Genomic DNA, 18867 nt, shown 5'->3' on the forward strand with positions numbered 1-18867 from the left:
TCGCTCATCCGGAATAGCCTACGCAGATGCGGGTGCCCGCCTGCATCGCGCTGAAGCCTTCGCGGCAGCCCGCGGTGGGCGCGACGGGGGCGTGGTAGGTCGGCGCCGGAACGACATAGACGCCCGCGCCCGCTGGCGCGACGCTGCCGCTCACCAGCCGCGCCCGCGCGCATTGGTTTACGGCCTCCGCCTGCACGACGGTCACGCCGTTGCCGTGGACGGTGGTGACGATGACATGGCTGTCGTCTACACGGCGCACGTGGGGCGTGAAGCGCGCGGCGATGCGCTGCTCGGCGAAGCAGGCCTCATGCGCCGCGATCTGCACCGATTCCGGGTGGACGATGATGACGTCGGTTTCCTGCGTGGTCACACAGCCGACGAGGGCCAGCATCGGCAGGGCGAAAATGGCATTCCGGATCATTGTAACTCCTCCGCCGCGCAAGCGACCGCTTCGGTGTAGGCAGGGATCGCCGCGAGGGCCTGTTGCTGCTCCGTCAGGTCATCGCTTGTCAGAACCGCCGTGGCTTCCGCCTCGGTCATGCGCGATGTGAAGCAGGTGGCAATCGCGTCCGCCACCTCGGGGGCAAAGCCCGCCCCGACCGTATCCGCGGCGATCATCCCTTGCAGTTGTGCAACCGAAGTTTGCGCAAACGCAGGCGAGGTGACAAGTACCGCGGCGATCAGGGCGAGGGCGCGCATCAGTAGACCCGCGCCTTCGGCTTGATCTTGTCCATGTCGATGCCGCCGGCCTCCTGACCGCTCAGCGGCTCGAGGCCCACGGCGCGGTAGCTGAGCTCGACCTTGTTGCCATCGACAACGGCCAGCGAGTGCTTGCGCCAGTTTTCGTCGTCACGGTCGGGGTAATCCTCGTGGGCATGGGCGCCACGGGATTCCTTGCGCGCCTCGGCCCCGGCAATGGTCGCCAGCGCGTTGGGCATCAGGTTGGTCAGCTCCAGCGTTTCCATCAGGTCCGAGTTCCAGATCAGCGACCGGTCGGTGACCGCCACATCGTCCAGCTTGCCTGCCACACCGGTCATTTTCTCCAGCCCCTCGGCCAGCGTCTTGTCGGTGCGGAAAACGGCGGCGTCCTGCTGCATGGTCTTTTGCATTTCCAACCGCAGCTCGGCCGTCGGGATTGAGCCGCTGGCATGGCGCACGTCGTCGAAACGGCTCAGCGCCTTGTCGATCTCGGCCTGCGGCACATCGGGGTTCGCGGCGTCGGGGTCGACGATCTCGCCTGCCCGGATCGCGGCGGCGCGGCCGAAGACCACGAGGTCGATCAGCGAGTTGGAGCCGAGGCGGTTGGCCCCATGGACCGAGGCGCAGCCCGCTTCGCCCACGGCCATCAGGCCCGGCACGGTCTGGTTCGGATTGTCCTCGGTCGGGTTAAGCACTTCGCCCAGGTAGTTCGTGGGGATGCCGCCCATGTTGTAATGCACGGTCGGCAGGACCGGGATCGGCTCTTTCGTCAGGTCGACGCCGGCGAAGATGCGGGCGGATTCGCTGATGCCCGGCAGGCGCAGGTCCAGAGTCTCCTTCGGCAGGTGGTTCAGGTGCAGGTGGATGTGGTCCTTGCCCTCACCCACGCCGCGACCCTCGCGGATCTCCATCGTCATGCAGCGCGAAACCACGTCGCGCGAGGCGAGGTCCTTGTAGGTGGGCGCATAGCGCTCCATGAAGCGCTCGCCCTCGGAGTTGGTCAGATAGCCGCCTTCGCCGCGGGCGCCCTCGGTGATCAGGCATCCCGATCCGAAGATGCCGGTGGGGTGGAACTGCACGAATTCCATGTCCTGCAGCGGCAGGCCTGCACGGGCGACCATGCCGCCGCCATCACCGGTACAGGTATGCGCCGAAGTGGCCGAGAAATAGGCGCGGCCATAGCCGCCGGTGGCCAGAACGCACATCTTCGAATGGAAGACATGCATGGTGCCGTCGTCGAGCTTCCACGCCACGACGCCCACGCATTCGCCGGCCTCGTTCATCAGCAGATCGGTGGCGAAATACTCGATGTAGAATTCGGCGTCGTGCTTCAGGGACTGGCCGTAGAGCGTGTGCAGGATCGCGTGGCCGGTCCGGTCGGCGGCGGCACAGGTGCGCTGCACCGGGGGGCCTTCGCCGAATTCCGTGGTGTGGCCGCCGAAGGGCCGCTGGTAAATTTCCCCTTCTTCGGTGCGCGAGAAGGGCACGCCGTAGTGCTCCAGCTCGTAGACCGCCTTCGGCGCCTCCCGCGCGAGGTATTCCATCGCGTCGGTGTCGCCCAGCCAGTCCGAGCCCTTCACGGTGTCGTACATGTGCCAGTGCCAATGGTCCGGCCCCATGTTCGACAGCGACGCCGCGATGCCGCCCTGCGCCGCCACGGTGTGCGAGCGGGTCGGGAACACCTTGGAGATACAGGCCGTCTTGAGCCCCTGCTCGGCCATGCCAAGGGTCGCACGCAGGCCCGAGCCGCCCGCGCCCACGACGACAACGTCGTAATTGTGGTGGGTCAGCTCATAGGCGGGTGTGGTCGTGTCTTTCATCGTCTGCTCCTCAAAGCGCGATTTGCATCAGGGCAACGAGGCCGCCAGCGGCCAGCCCGTAGCAGATAAGGGTCGTCGCGATGATCGCGATCTTCTTGTTCATGCCGTGGGTGTAATCCTCGATCATAATCTGCATCCCGTAGCGCAGGTGATGCATCGCCACGACGATATAGACCGCCACGACCATAGCCGGCACGGGACGGCCCAGCAGGGCAATCGCCTCGGCGTAATCACTGCCAAGGGCAGAGCCCACGATGCCGAGGAAGAAGGGGGTCAGGATCAACAGCGCGACAGAGGTGATCGTCATCGTCCAATGCTGCGCGGTGCCGCTTTTCGCGGAACCCAGCCCGTTGACGCGCTTGCGGTCGGTCAGAAATGCCATGCTCGTACCCCTTAAATCGCGATGAGCGTGAGGAAGGTGAGGGCGACGGCACCAATCAACATGCCCCACCCCATCTTGTCGGAGGTGTCGGCATCCAGCCCGTAGCCCGCGTCCCACACGAGGTGACGCAACCCGCCGAGCGCGTGATACCAGAGGCCGAGGACAGACAGCGTCATGACGATATCGCCCAGCACGCTGGTGACCCAACCATCCACCGTCTCGAAGTACTCCGGCCCCGAGGCCAGAGCCATCAGCCACCACACCACGAGGAACGCGGAGACAAGCATCGCGTTGCCGGTAATGCGGATCAGGATCGAGGTGATCGAGTTCAGCTGCGGTTTGTAGATCGTCAGATGAGGTGAAAGCGGACGATTGCCGCGGTTGACGTCGGCCATGGCTAGAGTCCCCCTTGATTATGCCGTCAGGTCTGGCTGGTTCCGTTCGTTCACATATCAATAGCGGGTTTTTGACTGTAGTCACGGGGTCGCGCGGTAAATTTATGGGGCCTCGTGGGGCTTAACGACGCAGAAACGTCACTTGTGATCACACGAGTTGGCCGTGTGATCACAACAAAAGGGCGCCCGCCCGAAGACGCACGCCCTCCCGTTTGCTCTCGTCAGAAAACTAGACGCGATTCCCGCGCAGGGCGAAGAAGGCACCCAGCGCCAGCAGCAGAACCTGGAACTCCATGCCGCCCACAGGGTGTGTCTCCGAGGGCAGGGCGCTCCACTGGCCCCAATGCACGAGGAAGATCGCGCCGAGCATGATCGCGATGACCGAGGCGCCGCCCAGACGCGTCACGATATCTCCGAGCGCGTTGCGCAGCGCGCCTCCGGCAAGCAGGGCAATGCCCGCGAAGATCTCGACCACGGCGACGAGCGTCCAAAGCAGGACAGGCATCCCCATGAAGGCCGCACCCGCTTCGAGCGCGGGCAGCTTGTCGATGCCATGGTAAAGGAACGTCGCCGCGACAGGCAGGCGGATCAGCCAGTGAGCCTGCGCCGCCAGCGCGGGGGTTGCGGGGGAATTGGTGGTCAGCGTTGCCATGTTCAGGCCTCCGGAAAATCTGAAGATGCCGGAGACATAGATTTGCACATGTGATCGCGCAACGCGCAGGATTAGTGCGTGAGCGCACATATCCTCAGATCGGGATGAACGCCCAGTAATCGAGATCAAGCAAGACCTCGGGCAGGTACTTGCCATCCTCGCCCCGCAAAGCGCCCGGCGCGCCCTTCGTCGCCACAAGCCTCAAGCGCAGTGCGCCGACGCTCGGGTTCTCTGTCCGCGCCGTATCCAGCACCTCGGACCACGCGCGGATCGTGTCGCCCGCCACTGCGGGGTTGGCATGGGCGCCGCCATTGATTGCCGCCAGCAACTGCGCGTTCGCCAAGCCGTTGAACGACAGCGCGCGCGCGAGGCTGATGATGTGCCCGCCGTAGATCAACCGCTGCTCGTCGGGTCGCGCCGTCACGTCGAAATGCACCTTCGCCGTGTTCTGCCACAGACGCGTCGCCATCATGTGCTCGGGGTCCGTCAGGGTCACACCATCCACGTGGTCGATCACCTCGCCCACCGCGTAATCGCCAAACCGGTGAGGCTCGCCGCTGCTGTCGAAATCGAAATCCGACCAGTCGAGCCCCTCGGGCACCTGCAGCGCCTCTGCCGCAACGGCCTCTGCTAGCTCCGGCACCATTGTCTCGGGCGCGGGCGCAGTGACGTCGCCTTTGCGCACCATGACCCAACGCACGTATTCCAGCACCGGACGGTCGCCGTTGGCGAAGCCCTTCGTGCGGACCCAGACGATCCCCGTCTTGCCGTTGGAGTTCTCCTTCAGTCCGATCACCTCGGATTCCGCGCGGATCGTGTCGCCTGCCTGCACCCGCGAAAGGAACCGTCCCTCGGCATAGCCGAGGTTTGCCACCGCGTTCAGCGAAATATCCGGCACCGTCTTGCCGAAGACCGTGTGGAAGGTGATCAGATCGTCGACCACCCCCCGCGGCAGACCGCTCGCCTCGGCCACGTCACCCGAGGACTGCAGCGCGAAACGCGGCCCGTAGAGCGCCTGGTAGAGCGCCACGTCGCCCGCGCTCAACGTGCGCGGCGTGGCGTGGGTCAGCACCTGACCGACCCGGTAATCCTCGAAGAAGTAGCCCGCGTTCGTCTTGCTCATTGCTGGCCCAGCTTCATGTCCGGCGAATAGGGGGTGTCGATGTCCTTCACCACGGCCTGCCCGCAGCGCATGACGCCCCGCGCCGCATCGAAGGACATGGTGGGGTCGCCATGGAGCACCCAGCCCTTGGCCAGCGCGTCCGAGATCTTGTGGCAGAATTCCGAGGAATCATCCTCGGTCAGCAAGCGGTAAATCAGCATCTCTATCCCCAGGGTTGTGCGCCGAGGGCGTAGTGCAGCCCCATGACGACGATGACGACGACGATCGTGGCGACGACGGTGGTGATCTCCTTGCGCACCGGCACCGGGTGCGGCGGCGTCCACGGCTCTCCGTGGCGTTTCAGCACGATCACCTCGACAACCGCCCAGGCCAGCAGCCCGCCAAACAGCACGAAAGAGGCAAGGTCGCCATTCACCAGCAGATGCGCCACCGCCCAGATCTTGAAGGCGGTCAGCTGCGGGTTCTTGATCTTGCCGGTGATCCAGGTCTTCGCCCCGGCGGCGGCGAACAGGTAGAAGGCGAAGATCATCAGCAGGTTGTTGATCCCCACCAGCGCCGGCGAGCGGCCCCACCAGACCGGGCCGTAAGCCCCGCGATAGCCGATCACCATCAAGACGATGGCGGCGATGCTCAGCAGGGCGACGATGCCCCGGCCCTTGTCTCCGAGCCGGGCGCGAGAGGCGGGCGCCACGCGCTTCCACAGGTGCGCGCCGGACCAGAGAGCAACCCCGGCGATAAGTAGAATCCAGTAGATCATGATGCCTCCAATGCGGCGATAGCGTCAGCTTTGGCCAAGGTGGCGCGGGCGGTTTCGACGTGCAGGTTCTCCACGATCTTGCCGTCCACGACAGCCACCCCCTCGCCCTTGGCGATGGCTTCGGAATAGGCGTCGATCTGGCGTCGGGCAAGGTCGATGTCCTCGGCGGAGGGACCGAAGATCTCGTTTGCCACCGCCACCTGCGCGGGGTGGATCAAGGTCTTGCCGTCGAACCCGAAGTCACGGCCCTGCGCACATTCCGCGCGCAACCCGTCTTCGTCCTTGAACGCGTTGTAGACGCCGTCGACGCAGAAGATCCCATGGGCCCGCGCCGCCAGCAGGCAAAGCTGCAGGGAGGTCACCATCGCCGCGCGGCTGCGCGCGTTCAGGTCCTTGGCAAGGTCATTCGTCCCCATCACGAAACCCGCCATCCGCGGCGCGGCGGCGATCTCCGCCGCGTTCAGGATGCCGAGGGGCGTCTCCATCATCGCCCAGATTTGCGTGTCCCGGGTCTTCGGATCGGCCTCCAGCAGCTTGGCCAGCGCCTCGATGTCGCGCGCGCTGTTCACCTTGGGCAGCAGGACCGCCTGCGGGGCGGCGCGGGCCACGGTCGCCAGGTCATCCGCGCCCCAGGCGGTGTCGAAGCCGTTGATTCGCACGATCTGCATCCGCGGCCCGAATCCACCGGCGCTCAACGTCTCGGTCAGCGTGTCGCGCGCGGCGGCTTTTTCGTCGGCGGCCACGGCGTCTTCGAGGTCGAAGATGATCGCGTCGATGGCCAGCGTCTTCGCTTTCTCCATCGCGCGGGCGCGCGAGGCAGGGATATAGAGCACGGACCGGCAGGGTTGAGACGAAACAGGCGAGGGGGTCTGGGTCATGGCGGTCACCGCGGTTGCTGAATTGGCCCTTTTGGGACCACATGAGCGACGCGAGCGCAAGGGTCTTGCTGCAATGCAGAACATCGCGCAACAAAATTTCGTGGCGATTTCATCAAATATTAACGGATGAGCCTGCATACTCGACAGGTCAGGCACCCCGCAGAGGTGCTGCAAGATTGGAGAGGGGTCCATTTGGGACCGGGTCGCTTCAATCTGGATCATGGCGCGTCCCGCATCGGAAAGGGACGATTGCTATGAATAGATTCGCACTCCTTGCCTGGATCGTACTGGTGGTCATGACCGCCGCACCGTCGCAGGCGCAAAATCAGCGTGTGAACATGCTCTGCGCCGATCGCAGCATCATCGTGAACGAGCTTACCGGCCGGTATGGAGAGGAAGTCCACGGCATGGGGCTGGCCAACCAGAACCGCATCGTGGAGGTTTATGTTTCAGCAGAAACAGGGTCTTGGACGATTGCCGTCACCTCTGCCGACGGCACGATGTGCCTGATGGCGGCGGGCCGGCATTTCGCGCAGATGGCGCCTGCCATTCCCGGTGAAGACCTCTAGCAAAGGCCTCGGATCGGCCACCGGATCAGGCTGTCAGGCAAGGGCTCCCTTGCGTCCGTGCCGCGCTGCGGCTACCCCTCCGCGCGACAGAACTCTGAATCCGAGGATCTTGAGATATGGCTAGACCCAAAATTGCACTCATCGGCGCGGGACAGATCGGTGGCACCCTTGCCCACCTTGCAGCGCTGAAAGAATTGGGGGACGTCGTCCTCTTCGACATCGCGGAAGGCGTGCCGCAGGGCAAGGCCCTCGACATCGCGGAATCGGGTCCCTCCGAGAAGTTCGATGCCACGATGACCGGCACCAACGACTACGCCGACATCGCCGGCGCCGACGTCTGCATCGTCACCGCCGGTGTCGCCCGCAAGCCGGGCATGAGCCGCGATGACCTGCTGGGCATCAACCTCAAGGTGATGAAATCCGTCGGCGAAGGCATCCGCGACAACGCCCCCGACGCCTTCGTGATCTGCATCACCAACCCGCTGGACGCCATGGTCTGGGCGCTGCGCGAATTCTCCGGCCTGCCGCACCACAAGGTCTGCGGCATGGCAGGCGTGCTCGACTCCGCGCGCTTCCGCCACTTCCTCGCCGACGAATTCAACGTCTCCATGAAGGACGTCACCGCCTTCGTTCTGGGCGGCCACGGCGACACCATGGTGCCGCTGACCCGCTATTCCACCGTCGCCGGTATCCCGCTCCCCGACCTGATCGAGATGGGCTGGACCACGCAGGAGAAGATGGACGCCATCGTTCAGCGCACCCGTGACGGCGGCGCCGAGATCGTGGGCCTCCTGAAGACCGGCTCCGCCTTCTACGCCCCCGCGACCTCCGCGATCGAGATGGCCGAAGCCTACCTCAAGGACCAGAAGCGCGTTCTGCCGTGTGCCGCCTACGTGGACGGCGCGCTTGGCCTCAAGGGCATGTACGTGGGCGTCCCCACCGTTATCGGCGCCGGCGGCGTGGAGCGGATCGTGGACATCAAGATGAACAAGGAAGAGCAGGCGATGTTCGACAATTCCGTCGCCGCCGTGAACGGCCTTGTCGATGCGTGCAAATCCATCGACGAGTCGCTTGCCTGATCCCACAGGGCAGGGCGTCTCGCCGGCCTTTGCAAAGTCGAAACGGCCGGGCACCTCGCCCGGCCGTTTTCGTTTGCGCAAAAGCGCCACCTCCCTCTGCCGTGTCGGACGCCTCCCGCGCCGGCTTCACCACCCGAGTCGCAGGCCCACCCGGCGGCAAACCGCCGCCGACTCACCTGCCAGACGCCGCTTCGCAGGCGGTCCGCCGCCGCCATCGAGCGTTTTGTGATCACACAAAAATGTCCGTGATCACAAATGTCGCTTTCTATCGCAAATCCTATGTAACATGGCAAATTGCCGTTCCATTGCTCTGGCGGGATGTGCTTACGTGGGCCGAACATGACCAAAAGAATGGACTTTTTTCATGAACATTCATGAGTACCAGGCGAAAGCCCTCCTCGCGCAATATGGCGCTCCAGTGTCTGACGGCCGCGTTGTGCTGCGCGCGGAAGAGGCCAAGACCGCGGCCGGCGAAATGGACGGGCCGCTCTGGGTCGTGAAGGCTCAGATCCACGCGGGCGGCCGCGGCAAGGGCAGCTTCAAGGAAGCCGACGCCGGCGAAGCGGGCGGCGTGCGCCTCGCGAAATCCGCGCAGGAAGCGGCGGACGAAGCCAAGAAAATGCTCGGCCGGACCCTTGTCACCCACCAGACCGGCCCCGCGGGCAAGCAGGTCAACCGCATCTACATCGAAGACGGCTCGGGCATCGAGACCGAGATGTACCTGGCCCTTCTGGTCGATCGCCAGACCAGCCGCATCTCGTTTGTCTGCTCCACCGAAGGCGGCATGGACATCGAGGAAGTCGCCGAGGCGACGCCCGAGAAGATCCTCTCCTTCTCCGTCGATCCGGCCACCGGCTACCAGCCCTACCACGGCCGCCGCGTTGCCTTCTCCCTCGGGCTGGAAGGCGCGCAGGTCAAGCAATGCGTCAAGCTGATGGGTCAGCTCTACAAGGCCTTCGAAGAGAAGGACATGGAGATGCTGGAGATCAACCCGCTGATCCTCACCGACGAGGGCAACCTCAAGGTGCTGGACGCGAAGGTCTCCTTCGACGGCAACGCCATCTACCGCCATGCCGATATCGCCGCCCTGCGCGACGAGACGGAAGAGGACGCCAAGGAGCTTCAGGCCTCCAAGTACGACCTCAACTACATCGCGCTGGATGGTGAGATCGGCTGCATGGTCAACGGCGCGGGCCTCGCCATGGCGACGATGGACATCATCAAGCTTTACGGCGCTGAGCCCGCCAACTTCCTCGACGTGGGCGGTGGCGCCACGAAGGAGAAAGTGACCGAGGCGTTCAAGATCATCACCTCGGACCCACAGGTCAAAGGCATCCTCGTGAACATCTTCGGCGGCATCATGCGCTGCGACATCATCGCCGAGGGCGTCATCGCCGCCGTCAAGGAAGTCGGCCTGCAGGTGCCGCTCGTCGTGCGCCTCGAGGGCACCAACGTCGAGAAGGGCAAGGAGATCATCCGCTCCTCCGGTCTCGACGTGATCGCCGCCGACGACCTGAAGGACGGCGCCGAGAAGATCGTGAAGGCGGTCAAGGGCTGACCCGGTGGGGTGCGACCTCCAGATCGCGCTCGGACGGGGCGCGGGGGCCATTGGCCCGGCACGGGGGCTGCGTGGCAGCTTCCGGGGGCGGGCGGCCTTTGCGCCGCGCGCCATGATGACGGAGGCGCAAGACCCATCGTGACACGCATTCCCCTGACCTCCATCCTCACCGCAGTGGCGCTTCTGGCGCCTCTGCCGGCCGTCGCGCAGGGCGACGCCGTGGCGACGCGGGCCAGCCAGGCCTTCGCCGACCATTGCTTCAGCCCCTTCATGACGGCCGAGCGGGCGCAGGAGGTTCTTGCCTCGACCGGCGCGCGGGTGGACTTCTACGACCTCGATCCGCTCTCGGGCGGGCCGCAGTCTCCGGTCACGGGGCGCGCGCAGACCGAGGGCACCGACCGGCGCTGCGAGGTGGCCTTCGACGGCGCCCATGGCGCATTGGCGGTGGAGGCCGCCATCGGCGGGCTGATTGCCGAGGGGATCGATACCGAGGCGCCCGTGCCCGACAGCTACCAGCCGACCGAAGGCACCGATCTGCTGGCGGCGCGGCAGTTGAACCCGAACCGCGTTGCCGTGGTCCATGTCGGCACGCGACCGGGGCCCAACGGCACCGAAACCTTCCTGATGGTCGAGCGGCTCACCCCGCGCGACCCGGACAAATAGGGGCGCGCCGATGATCCGACGCGCCCTGCACCAGACACTCACCCATGGCGGCTCCGCACGGAGCCTCGTCCCATGACACAATTCGTAATCCAAACGACCACAGGAGGCCCCGATGGCCGTACTCGTTGATGAAAACACCAAGGTGATCTGCCAAGGCTTCACCGGCTCCCAAGGCACCTTCCACTCGGAGCAGGCGATTGCCTATGGCACCAAGATGGTCGGCGGCGTGACGCCGGGCAAAGGCGGCATGACGCATCTCGATCTGCCGGTGTTCAACTCGGTCCACGAGGCCAAGCACGCGACCGAGGCCAACGCCTCCGTCATCTACGTGCCGCCGCCCTTCGCCGCGGACTCGATCCTCGAGGCGATCGACGCCGAGATGGAGCTGATCATCTGCATCACCGAAGGCATCCCGGTGCTCGACATGATGCGCGTGAAGCGGGCGCTGGAAGGCTCCTCCTCTAAGCTCATCGGTCCGAACTGCCCCGGTGTGATCACGCCCGACGCCTGCAAGATCGGCATCATGCCCGGCCACATCCACAAGCGCGGCTCCTGCGGCGTGGTCTCGCGCTCCGGCACGCTGACCTACGAGGCCGTGAAGCAGACCACGGACGTGGGCCTCGGCCAGTCCACTTGCGTCGGCATCGGCGGCGACCCGATCAAGGGCACTGAGCACATCGACGTGCTGGAGTGGTTCCTGGCCGACGATGAGACCGAGAGCATCATCATGATCGGTGAGATCGGCGGCTCCGCCGAGGAAGAGGCGGCGCAGTTCCTCGCCGACGAAAAGAAGAAGGGCCGCTGGAAGCCCACCGCAGGCTTCATCGCCGGCCGCACGGCGCCTCCGGGCCGCCGCATGGGCCACGCGGGCGCCATCGTCGCCGGTGGCAAGGGCGGCGCCGACGACAAGATCGAAGCGATGAAATCGGCCGGTATCGTCGTGGCGGACAGCCCCGCAACGCTCGGCGAGGCCGTGCTGAAGGCGATCGGCTAAGCAATGGCGCACGACCGCGGCACTCCTGAACGGCAGGCTCCGGACCGCTCGGTCCGGACCCGTGACGCCGGGCAGGGTGACCTCCGCGAAAAGCTCCTGCTCGCAGGGGTCTTCGCGGCGGTCGCGGGTGTCGGGGCCGGGGCGATCTACCTGTCCGAGAGGGAGTTTTACGACGACGCCAATGGCGCGTCGGACCCGATGGAACAGGTGCCGCCCGAGGTCTTCGTGCCCTGTTGGGCCGAGGCGGTCGCGCTCCATCAACATCTGCACGCGCAGGCAGAGGCGGACCCCGCCGCCGCGCCTGCCTTTACCGCCGATTTCGAAGACAGGTTCGAGCAGATGCGCCGCCGTGCCAGCCGCTACACCGACACCGACTACCCCGAGAGCCAGGCCCTCGTCGCCCCGGCAATGGCCGCCGCGCAAACGGCCCGCGACGAGGCACTGGCCGAGGATGCCGCAGCCTACCGCGAAACCGCTTGGGCGCGGATGACGGCCTGCCACGCCGAGATCTTTTCGGGTGACACGCCATGACCATGACCGAGGCGATCCGCTCCAACATCGTCGAATGCCTGAACTTCCATGGCCGCTCTCCACGCTCGGCCTATTGGTGGTACGTCCTTTTCGTGACCTTGGGCTCGCTCGTCACCTTCGTTCTGGATTTCCTGATCTTCTGGCCGCCGATGGACCAGATCGGCCCCTTCCTCGTCGAAAGCTTCGGCTCGGTCAGCGATTTCTACATCCGGATCATGCCGATCACGACGTTCTGGTACCTGCTGAACTACCTGCCGCTGATCGCCGTTGGCGTGCGGCGGATGCATGATTGCAACTGGCCCGGCTGGTGGTACGTCGCCACCGTGATCTTCGTGACGGTGATGTCCTTCATCACCTTCGGCATCATGGGCCCGCAATCGGCCGAAATGATGCGCATCGCCTTCGATCCCGCCGCCTCGACGGTTGAGATCAACGAGATGCTTGCCCAGATGGATGACATGAACCGGCTGTCGTCGATCCTCTCGGGCCTCCAGACCCTGCCGAGCCTGCTGATCATCATCTGGATGGCCAGCAAGGGCACCGAAGGTCCCAACAAATACGGAGAGGACCCGCTCGCATGACCCGAACGCGAAGGCATTGCTCTCCCGGCTTCCTGCCCCTGACCGCCCCCCGTTTTCCCCTCAACCGAGGATCAGCCCGATGAATGACCAATCCCCCAACGACCAGCTTCACGCCTCAAGCTTCATGCAGGGGCACAACGCGGCCTATCTGGAGCAGCTCTACGCCCAGTACGCCAAGGACCCTGCCGCCGTGGACGCGGCATGGGCCGATTTCTTCGCGCAGCTCGGTGATGCCGAGGATGCCGAAGCGCCCGCCTCTGGCCCTTCGTGGGCGCGCGCCGACTGGCCGCCGATGCCGGGCGATGACCTCACCGCCGCCCTGACCGGAGAATATCCCGTCGCGGCCGAGGGCAAGGAAGCGGGCAAGAAGATCAAGGAGAAGGCCGAAGCCAAGGGCGTCGAGCTGACCGACGATCAGGTCCAGCGCGCCGTGCTCGACTCGATCCGCGCGCTGATGATCATCCGCGCCTACCGTATCCGCGGCCACCTCGTGGCCGACCTCGACCCGCTCGGCATGCGCGACCAGACCCCGCACCCCGAGCTCGACCCCGCCTCCTACGGGTTCGACGAATCCGACATGGATCGCCCGATCTTCATCGACAATGTCCTCGGGCTTGAAATGGCCTCGATGCGCCAGATCATCGAGATCGTGCGCCGCACCTACTGCGGCACCTTCGCGCTGCAATACATGCACATCTCCGACCCCGAGCAATCCGCCTGGCTGAAGGAGCGGATCGAGGGCTACGGCAAGGAAATCCACTTCACCAAGGAGGGCCGTAAGGCGATCCTCAACAAGATGGTGGAGGCCGAGGGCTTCGAGAAATTCCTCCACGTCAAATACATGGGCACCAAGCGCTTCGGGTTGGATGGCGGCGAAAGCCTGATCCCGGCGATGGAGCAGATCATCAAGCGCGGCGGCCAGCTCGGCATCGAAGAGATCATCGTCGGCATGCCCCACCGTGGCCGCCTCTCGGTGCTCGCCAACGTGATGGCGAAGCCCTATCGCGCGATCTTCAACGAATTTCAGGGCGGGTCGTTCAAGCCCGAGGATGTCGACGGCTCCGGCGACGTGAAATATCACCTCGGCGCCTCCAGCGACCGCGAGTTCGACGGCAATACCGTGCACCTCTCGCTGACGGCCAACCCCTCGCACCTCGAAGCGGTGAACCCCGTGGTTCTCGGCAAGGTCCGCGCCAAGCAGGACCAGAAGAAGGACACCGAGCGCACCAAGGTCATGGGCGTGCTTTTGCACGGCGACGCGGCCTTCGCGGGCCAAGGCGTCGTGGCCGAGGGCTTCGGCCTATCGGGCCTGCGCGGGCATCGCACCGGCGGCACGCTGCACATCGTAGTGAACAACCAGATCGGCTTCACCACCGCGCCGCATTTCTCGCGCTCCTCGCCCTATCCCACGGACATTGCCCTGATGGTCGAAGCGCCGATCTTCCACGTCAACGGCGACGATCCCGAAGCCGTGGTCCACGCCGCCCGCGTGGCCACCGAATTCCGCCAGAAGTTCCACAAGGACGTGGTGATCGATATCTTCTGCTACCGCCGGTTCGGGCACAACGAGGGCGATGAGCCCATGTTCACGAACCCGATCATGTATAAGAAGATCAAGGCGCAGAAGACCACGCTGCAACTCTATACCGAACGTCTCGTGAAGGACGGTCTCATCCCCGAGGGCGAGATCGAGGACATGAAGGCCACCTTCCAGAACTACCTCAGCGACGAGTTCGATGCCGGCAAGGACTACAAGCCCAACAAGGCCGATTGGCTCGACGGGCGCTGGTCGCATCTGGATCGCGAGAAGGGCGAATACGACCGCGGCACCACCGCGATCGCGCCCGAGACCTTCGCCGAGGTCGGCCGCGCGCTGTCCACCGCGCCCGAGGGGGTGGCCCTGCACAAGACCGTCGGCCGCTTGCTCGATGCCAAGGCCAAGATGTTCGAGACCGGCAAGGGCTTCGACTGGGCCACCGGTGAGGCACTGGCCTTCGGCTCGTTGATGACCGAGGGCTACCCCGTCCGCCTCTCCGGTCAGGACAGCACGCGCGGCACCTTCAGCCAGCGCCACTCGGGCCTGATCGATCAGAATACCGAAGAACGCTACTACCCGCTGAACCACATCCGTGAGGGGCAGGCGCACTACGAGGTCATCGACTCGATGCTCTCGGAATACGCGGTGCTCGGGTTCGAATACGGCTACTCGCTGGCCGAACCCAACGCACTGACGCTCTGGGAGGCTCAGTTCGGCGATTTCGCCAACGGCGCGCAGATCATGTTCGACCAGTTCATCTCTTCGGGTGAATCGAAATGGCTGCGGATGTCCGGCCTCGTCTGCCTGCTGCCCCATGGCTACGAGGGGCAGGGGCCCGAGCACTCCTCCGCCCGGCTGGAGCGGTTCCTGCAGATGTGCGGTCAGGACAACTGGATCATCGCCAATTGCACCACGCCCGCGAACTACTTCCACATCCTGCGCCGCCAAATCCACCGCGACTTCCGCAAGCCGCTGGTGCTGATGACGCCGAAATCCCTGCTGCGCCACAAGCTGGCGGTTTCCGAGGCCGAGGATTTCACCACCGGCTCCAGCTTCCACCGGGTGCTGTGGGATGACGCGCAAAAGGGCAATTCGGACACCGAGCTGAAGCCCGACAACAAGATCAAGCAGGTCGTGATGTGCTCCGGTAAGGTCTACTTCGACCTGCTGGAAGAGCGCGACAAGCGGGGCATCGACGACATCTACCTGCTGCGGCTGGAGCAGTTCTATCCGTTCCCGGCGCTGGCGCTGACCAAGGAACTGGAGCGCTTCAAGAAAGCGAAGATCGTCTGGTGTCAGGAAGAACCCAAGAACCAGGGCGCGTGGTCGTTCATCGAGCCGAACCTTGAATGGGTGTTGACGCGCATCGGCGCCGACACCACCCGCCCGCGCTACGCGGGCCGCAGTGCCTCGGCCTCGCCCGCAACGGGTCTGGCCTCCGCCCACAAATCCCAACAAGCAGCACTCGTCGATAGTGCGCTGACCATCGAAGGGTAAGAGATATGTCTGTAGAAGTTCGTGTGCCCACCCTGGGCGAATCCGTGACCGAGGCGACCGTCGCCACCTGGTTCAAGAAGCCCGGCGATACGGTCGCCGTCGACGAGATGCTCTGTGAGCTGGAGACTGACAAGGTCACCGTCGAAGTGCCCTCTCCTGCCGCCGGCACCCTCGGAGAGATCGTCGCCGCCGAAGGCGAGACCGTGGGCGTCGATGCGCTTCTGGCCACGCTCAGCGAAGGCGACGCCGGCAGCAAGGCCGCGCCCAAGGCCAAGGAAGCCGCGAAAGGCGACGATGCCGCGTCCAACCCGCGCGAGGAAGTCTCGGGCGAGGCCGTTGACGTCATGGTGCCCACGCTCGGCGAAAGCGTGACCGAGGCGACCGTGTCGACATGGTTCAAGAAGGTCGGCGACACCGTGGCGCAGGACGAGATGCTCTGCGAGCTGGAAACCGACAAGGTCTCCGTCGAGGTGCCCTCGCCCGCGGCGGGCGTGCTCTCCGAGATCCTCGCCGAGGAAGGCACGACCGTGGAGGCTTCGGCCAAGCTCGGCGTGATCGGCGGCGCATCCGGCGCGGCGGCCTCCGCCTCTGCGTCCCCGTCCACCTCCGGCGCGGCGGCCCCTGCGGCGTCGAAAGGCAGTGCCGAGGGCAAGGACGTGGCCAATGCCCCCTCTGCCGAGAAGCTGATGGCCGACAAGGGCATTTCCGCCGATCAGGTGACCGGCACCGGGCGTGACGGTCGCATCATGAAGGAAGACGTGATGAAGGCCGCCCAGGCCCCCGCCGCGCAATCCTCCGCCCCCGCGCCAGCCGCCCAGGCCCCCCGCGCGCCCGTGGCCGCAGAGGACGAAAGCCGCGAGGAACGGGTCAAGATGACCCGCCTGCGCCAGACCATCGCGCGCCGCCTGAAGGACGCCCAGAACACCGCCGCGATCCTGACCACCTACAACGAGGTCGACATGACCGAGGTCATGGCGCTGCGCAACGAGTACAAGGAGCTGTTCCTGAAGAAGCACGGCGTGAAGCTCGGCTTCATGTCCTTCTTCACCAAGGCTTGCGTCCATGCGCTGCGCGAAGTCCCCGAGGTCAACGCCGAGATCGACGGCACCGACATCGTCTACAAGAACTTCGTCCACATGGGCATCGCCGCCGGCACGCCCCAGGGCCTCGTGGTGCCGGTGATCCGCGACGTGGATCAGATGAGCTTCGCCGACATCGAGAAGGCCATCGGCGAGAAGGGCGCCCGCGCCCGTGACGGAAAGCTGTCCATGGCCGAAATGCAGGGCGGCACCTTCACCATCTCCAACGGCGGCGTCTACGGCTCGCTCATGTCCTCCCCGATCCTCAACCCGCCGCAGTCCGGCATACTCGGGATGCACAAGATCCAGGACCGCCCCATGGCCATCGGCGGCGAGGTGAAGATCCGCCCGATGATGTACCTCGCGCTCTCCTACGATCACCGCATCGTCGACGGCAAAGGCGCCGTCACCTTCCTCGTCCGCGTGAAGGAAGCGCTGGAAGACCCGCGTCGATTGCTGATGGACTTGTAATGAAAATAGCCGCGCCAATTAATGGCGCGGCTACTTAATTCTATTAAGAATTTAACCCGTCAGCCTGTGCTGGCGGGTTTTCTCGTCAATGGCAGTGATAGCCCCCCGTGCGCGTCTCATTGTGGCAGCCAGAGCGATTCAGGCCACCGCTGTGAGATACACTTTCCGACGAAGCCGTCGGCAGAAGAGCAGGGGCGGAAATCGCCGGAGCGGTCATAGCAAGAACCAGTGCCGCAGCAGAAATGAGCTTCATCGTATTTTTCTCCCAATCATATTTAATTCCCGCACCCTATTCCGTTAACGATTATTAGCGCAATACGGCTGGAGAAATTAAAGGAAAAGAGAATTTTCGTATCTGTATACAGGGAGGCAAAAATAAAAATCAGAGAGATTTATAGATTCTTAGCCACATTCTTTAAGCCGATCGCCCGTTAAACAACACTCACTGCTCCTCGAGCGCGTGCAAATGTGCGACGGTTTCTCCTATCGGGCGCTCCCTTCGTTTCCCCCCCCAACCAGCCGCCCCCATTCCCTTTTCCGCAATCGGGTATTTCCGTGCTATCCTGCGCGGCACGACACGACCGGAGGATCGCCCATGTCTGACTTGCTGACCATTCTTGCCCTCTACGGGCTGCTCGTTATCGTTACCATCGTGGCTCAGGTGCTGGCCGCCCTGCCGCAGGTGGGCCTCGTTACCCTCGCGCGAAACCGGGACGACATGCCGGAGTTGACCGGACTTGCCGGACGCATGGTGCGGACCGTTGATAATTCCGTCGTCGCGATGGCGCTTTTCGCGCCGGCGGTGCTGATCCTCACCCATCAGGGCGAGGTCGCGGCCTCGGCCCTTCTGGCGGCGCAGATCTTCCTGCTGGCCCGCGTGGCCTACGTGGTCATCTACGCGGCGGGCATCCCCTGGGCGCGGACCGGCGTCTGGATGGCGGGGTTCCTCGCTACCCTCTGGCTCTACCTGCTGGCGCTCTGACCATCGCCGCTTCCGCCGCCTATCGGCGCGCCATCGCTGCGCGGCGTGCCTTCCGGCTGCCGGGCTATGCGACGCTGGCCGAATGTGGCTTCGATGGCGATTATGTCTCGCCGATCCAGATCACGTCCGGGAACCTCGACGGGCCGATGATCATCAGCAAGGATTGGCTCGACGCCCCCTCCGCCCGCGACCATCGCGCGGAGCTGCGCGCCACGGGCTACCTGCCCCAGATGCCCTTCAACCGCGTCCTCGACCATGCGCTGGGCCTCGCGGGGCTCACCCGGTCCCAGATCTACATCTCTCCCGTCTTCTGCCTCCTGCCGCCCCGCCGCTCCTTCGCGCTGCCCTTTCGCGACGCGCAGGCCTCCTTCGAGGCTGTCGTCCGGCACGAGATCATCGGCCGTCTGCCGATCGCCGCCGGTACCGACGCGGCCCGCGTGTTGCGCGCCGCCGACATCACCCATATCGCGACGCCGCATCCCTCCGCGCGTGGCCTGTCCTTTGCCCACCGCGCCGAGACCCTCGCCACGGCCCTCCGCGACGCGCAGGCCCGACAGGACGCGGGGTGACGCTTGCCCACCCCGGGGGTCGCGTCCCATAGTCCGGGCAGCCAACACGCG

At 64.9% G+C, this 18867-nt stretch carries 23 protein-coding genes; 12 read left to right on the forward strand and 11 right to left on the reverse strand.

The features are described from left to right. Window positions 1-4 precede the first annotated feature (4 nt). The 10 genes from KYE46_RS04190 to KYE46_RS04235 form a co-directional block, all read right to left on the reverse strand. Complete coding sequence (locus KYE46_RS04190; RefSeq protein ID WP_219003684.1) at window positions 5-421, reverse strand: hypothetical protein; 417 nt, start codon at window positions 419-421, stop codon at window positions 5-7. Continuing rightward, the gene (locus tag KYE46_RS04195) at window positions 418-699 is read right to left on the reverse strand and encodes a hypothetical protein (protein ID WP_219003685.1); all 282 of its coding nucleotides are present in this window, start codon (window positions 697-699) and stop codon (window positions 418-420) included. The genes KYE46_RS04190 and KYE46_RS04195 overlap by 4 nt, the downstream gene beginning before the upstream one ends. Continuing rightward, complete coding sequence (gene sdhA / locus KYE46_RS04200; protein WP_219003686.1) at window positions 699-2519, reverse strand: succinate dehydrogenase flavoprotein subunit; 1821 nt, start codon at window positions 2517-2519, stop codon at window positions 699-701. The genes KYE46_RS04195 and sdhA overlap by 1 nt, the downstream gene beginning before the upstream one ends. Before the next feature lie 10 nt (window positions 2520-2529). Next, on the reverse strand, window positions 2530-2901 hold the full coding sequence (gene sdhD / locus KYE46_RS04205; RefSeq protein WP_219003687.1) for a succinate dehydrogenase, hydrophobic membrane anchor protein: 372 nt from the start codon (window positions 2899-2901) through the stop codon (window positions 2530-2532). A gap of 11 nt (window positions 2902-2912) precedes the next feature. Next, window positions 2913-3296, reverse strand: coding sequence for a succinate dehydrogenase, cytochrome b556 subunit (sdhC, locus tag KYE46_RS04210; protein WP_219003688.1), 384 nt, complete (start codon window positions 3294-3296; stop codon window positions 2913-2915). 229 nt (window positions 3297-3525) lie between these two features. Next, window positions 3526-3948: a DoxX family protein gene (locus KYE46_RS04215; RefSeq protein WP_219003689.1), complete on the reverse strand. Its 423-nt coding sequence runs from the start codon at window positions 3946-3948 to the stop codon at window positions 3526-3528. A 94-nt stretch (window positions 3949-4042) separates the two neighbouring features. Further along, on the reverse strand, window positions 4043-5071 hold the full coding sequence (locus KYE46_RS04220; protein ID WP_219003690.1) for a MaoC family dehydratase: 1029 nt from the start codon (window positions 5069-5071) through the stop codon (window positions 4043-4045). Further along, entirely contained in the window at window positions 5068-5271 is a 204-nt protein-coding gene (locus tag KYE46_RS04225; protein WP_219003692.1) for a DUF1737 domain-containing protein, read from the reverse strand. Before KYE46_RS04225 ends, KYE46_RS04220 begins: the two co-directional genes overlap by 4 nt. A 2-nt stretch (window positions 5272-5273) precedes the next feature. After that, window positions 5274-5828, reverse strand: a complete 555-nt coding sequence (locus KYE46_RS04230; RefSeq protein WP_219003693.1) for an NnrU family protein — start codon at window positions 5826-5828, stop codon at window positions 5274-5276. Then, window positions 5825-6706 (reverse strand): HpcH/HpaI aldolase/citrate lyase family protein, encoded by an 882-nt coding sequence (locus tag KYE46_RS04235; RefSeq protein ID WP_219003695.1) that lies wholly within the window; start codon window positions 6704-6706, stop codon window positions 5825-5827. The genes KYE46_RS04230 and KYE46_RS04235 overlap by 4 nt, the downstream gene beginning before the upstream one ends. Here KYE46_RS04235 and KYE46_RS17535 point away from each other — a divergent pair. From KYE46_RS17535 to odhB, 10 genes are all read left to right on the forward strand, one after another. Next, window positions 6705-6836, forward strand: a complete 132-nt coding sequence (locus KYE46_RS17535; protein WP_283095208.1) for a hypothetical protein — start codon at window positions 6705-6707, stop codon at window positions 6834-6836. The two genes, KYE46_RS04235 and KYE46_RS17535, sit on opposite strands and share 2 nt — an antisense overlap. A 124-nt stretch (window positions 6837-6960) precedes the next feature. After that, window positions 6961-7275: a hypothetical protein gene (locus KYE46_RS04240; RefSeq protein ID WP_219003696.1), complete on the forward strand. Its 315-nt coding sequence runs from the start codon at window positions 6961-6963 to the stop codon at window positions 7273-7275. Window positions 7276-7391: 116 nt separating this feature from the next. Then, on the forward strand, window positions 7392-8354 hold the full coding sequence (mdh, locus tag KYE46_RS04245; RefSeq protein WP_219003697.1) for a malate dehydrogenase: 963 nt from the start codon (window positions 7392-7394) through the stop codon (window positions 8352-8354). Between the two features lie 364 nt (window positions 8355-8718). Further along, window positions 8719-9912 carry an ADP-forming succinate--CoA ligase subunit beta gene (gene sucC / locus KYE46_RS04250; RefSeq protein WP_219003698.1) on the forward strand — a complete coding sequence of 398 codons (1194 nt, stop codon included), beginning with the start codon at window positions 8719-8721 and terminating at the stop codon, window positions 9910-9912. 138 nt (window positions 9913-10050) lie between these two features. Then, window positions 10051-10575, forward strand: coding sequence for a succinyl-CoA synthetase subunit beta (locus KYE46_RS04255; RefSeq protein WP_247716908.1), 525 nt, complete (start codon window positions 10051-10053; stop codon window positions 10573-10575). Between the two features lie 112 nt (window positions 10576-10687). After that, a complete protein-coding gene (gene sucD, locus KYE46_RS04260) occupies window positions 10688-11569 on the forward strand; it encodes a succinate--CoA ligase subunit alpha (RefSeq protein ID WP_219003699.1) in 882 nt (293 codons plus the stop codon). A 3-nt stretch (window positions 11570-11572) separates the two neighbouring features. Beyond that, complete coding sequence (locus tag KYE46_RS04265; RefSeq protein WP_219003700.1) at window positions 11573-12100, forward strand: hypothetical protein; 528 nt, start codon at window positions 11573-11575, stop codon at window positions 12098-12100. Next, window positions 12097-12681, forward strand: a complete 585-nt coding sequence (locus KYE46_RS04270) for a DUF805 domain-containing protein (RefSeq protein WP_219003701.1) — start codon at window positions 12097-12099, stop codon at window positions 12679-12681. The genes KYE46_RS04265 and KYE46_RS04270 overlap by 4 nt, the downstream gene beginning before the upstream one ends. Window positions 12682-12760: 79 nt before the next feature. After that, window positions 12761-15715, forward strand: coding sequence for a 2-oxoglutarate dehydrogenase E1 component (locus KYE46_RS04275; protein ID WP_219003702.1), 2955 nt, complete (start codon window positions 12761-12763; stop codon window positions 15713-15715). Between the two features lie 5 nt (window positions 15716-15720). Further along, window positions 15721-17265, forward strand: coding sequence for a 2-oxoglutarate dehydrogenase complex dihydrolipoyllysine-residue succinyltransferase (gene odhB, locus KYE46_RS04280; RefSeq protein ID WP_219003705.1), 1545 nt, complete (start codon window positions 15721-15723; stop codon window positions 17263-17265). An 85-nt stretch (window positions 17266-17350) separates the two neighbouring features. On the opposite strand, the gene KYE46_RS17580 is transcribed toward odhB, so the two are convergent. Continuing rightward, window positions 17351-17518, reverse strand: coding sequence for a YHYH domain-containing protein (locus KYE46_RS17580; protein WP_219003706.1), 168 nt, complete (start codon window positions 17516-17518; stop codon window positions 17351-17353). A gap of 342 nt (window positions 17519-17860) precedes the next feature. Between KYE46_RS17580 and KYE46_RS04290 the strand changes: the two genes are divergently transcribed. Together KYE46_RS04290 and KYE46_RS04295 are read left to right on the forward strand one after the other, a co-directional pair. Further along, the gene (locus KYE46_RS04290; RefSeq protein WP_219003707.1) at window positions 17861-18247 is read left to right on the forward strand and encodes an MAPEG family protein; all 387 of its coding nucleotides are present in this window, start codon (window positions 17861-17863) and stop codon (window positions 18245-18247) included. Window positions 18248-18393: 146 nt separating this feature from the next. Then, a complete protein-coding gene (locus KYE46_RS04295) occupies window positions 18394-18816 on the forward strand; it encodes a uracil-DNA glycosylase family protein (protein ID WP_247716909.1) in 423 nt (140 codons plus the stop codon). Window positions 18817-18867 lie beyond the last annotated feature (51 nt).

This window comes from Gymnodinialimonas ceratoperidinii (assembly GCF_019297855.1).
Lineage (GTDB): Bacteria > Pseudomonadota > Alphaproteobacteria > Rhodobacterales > Rhodobacteraceae > Gymnodinialimonas > Gymnodinialimonas ceratoperidinii.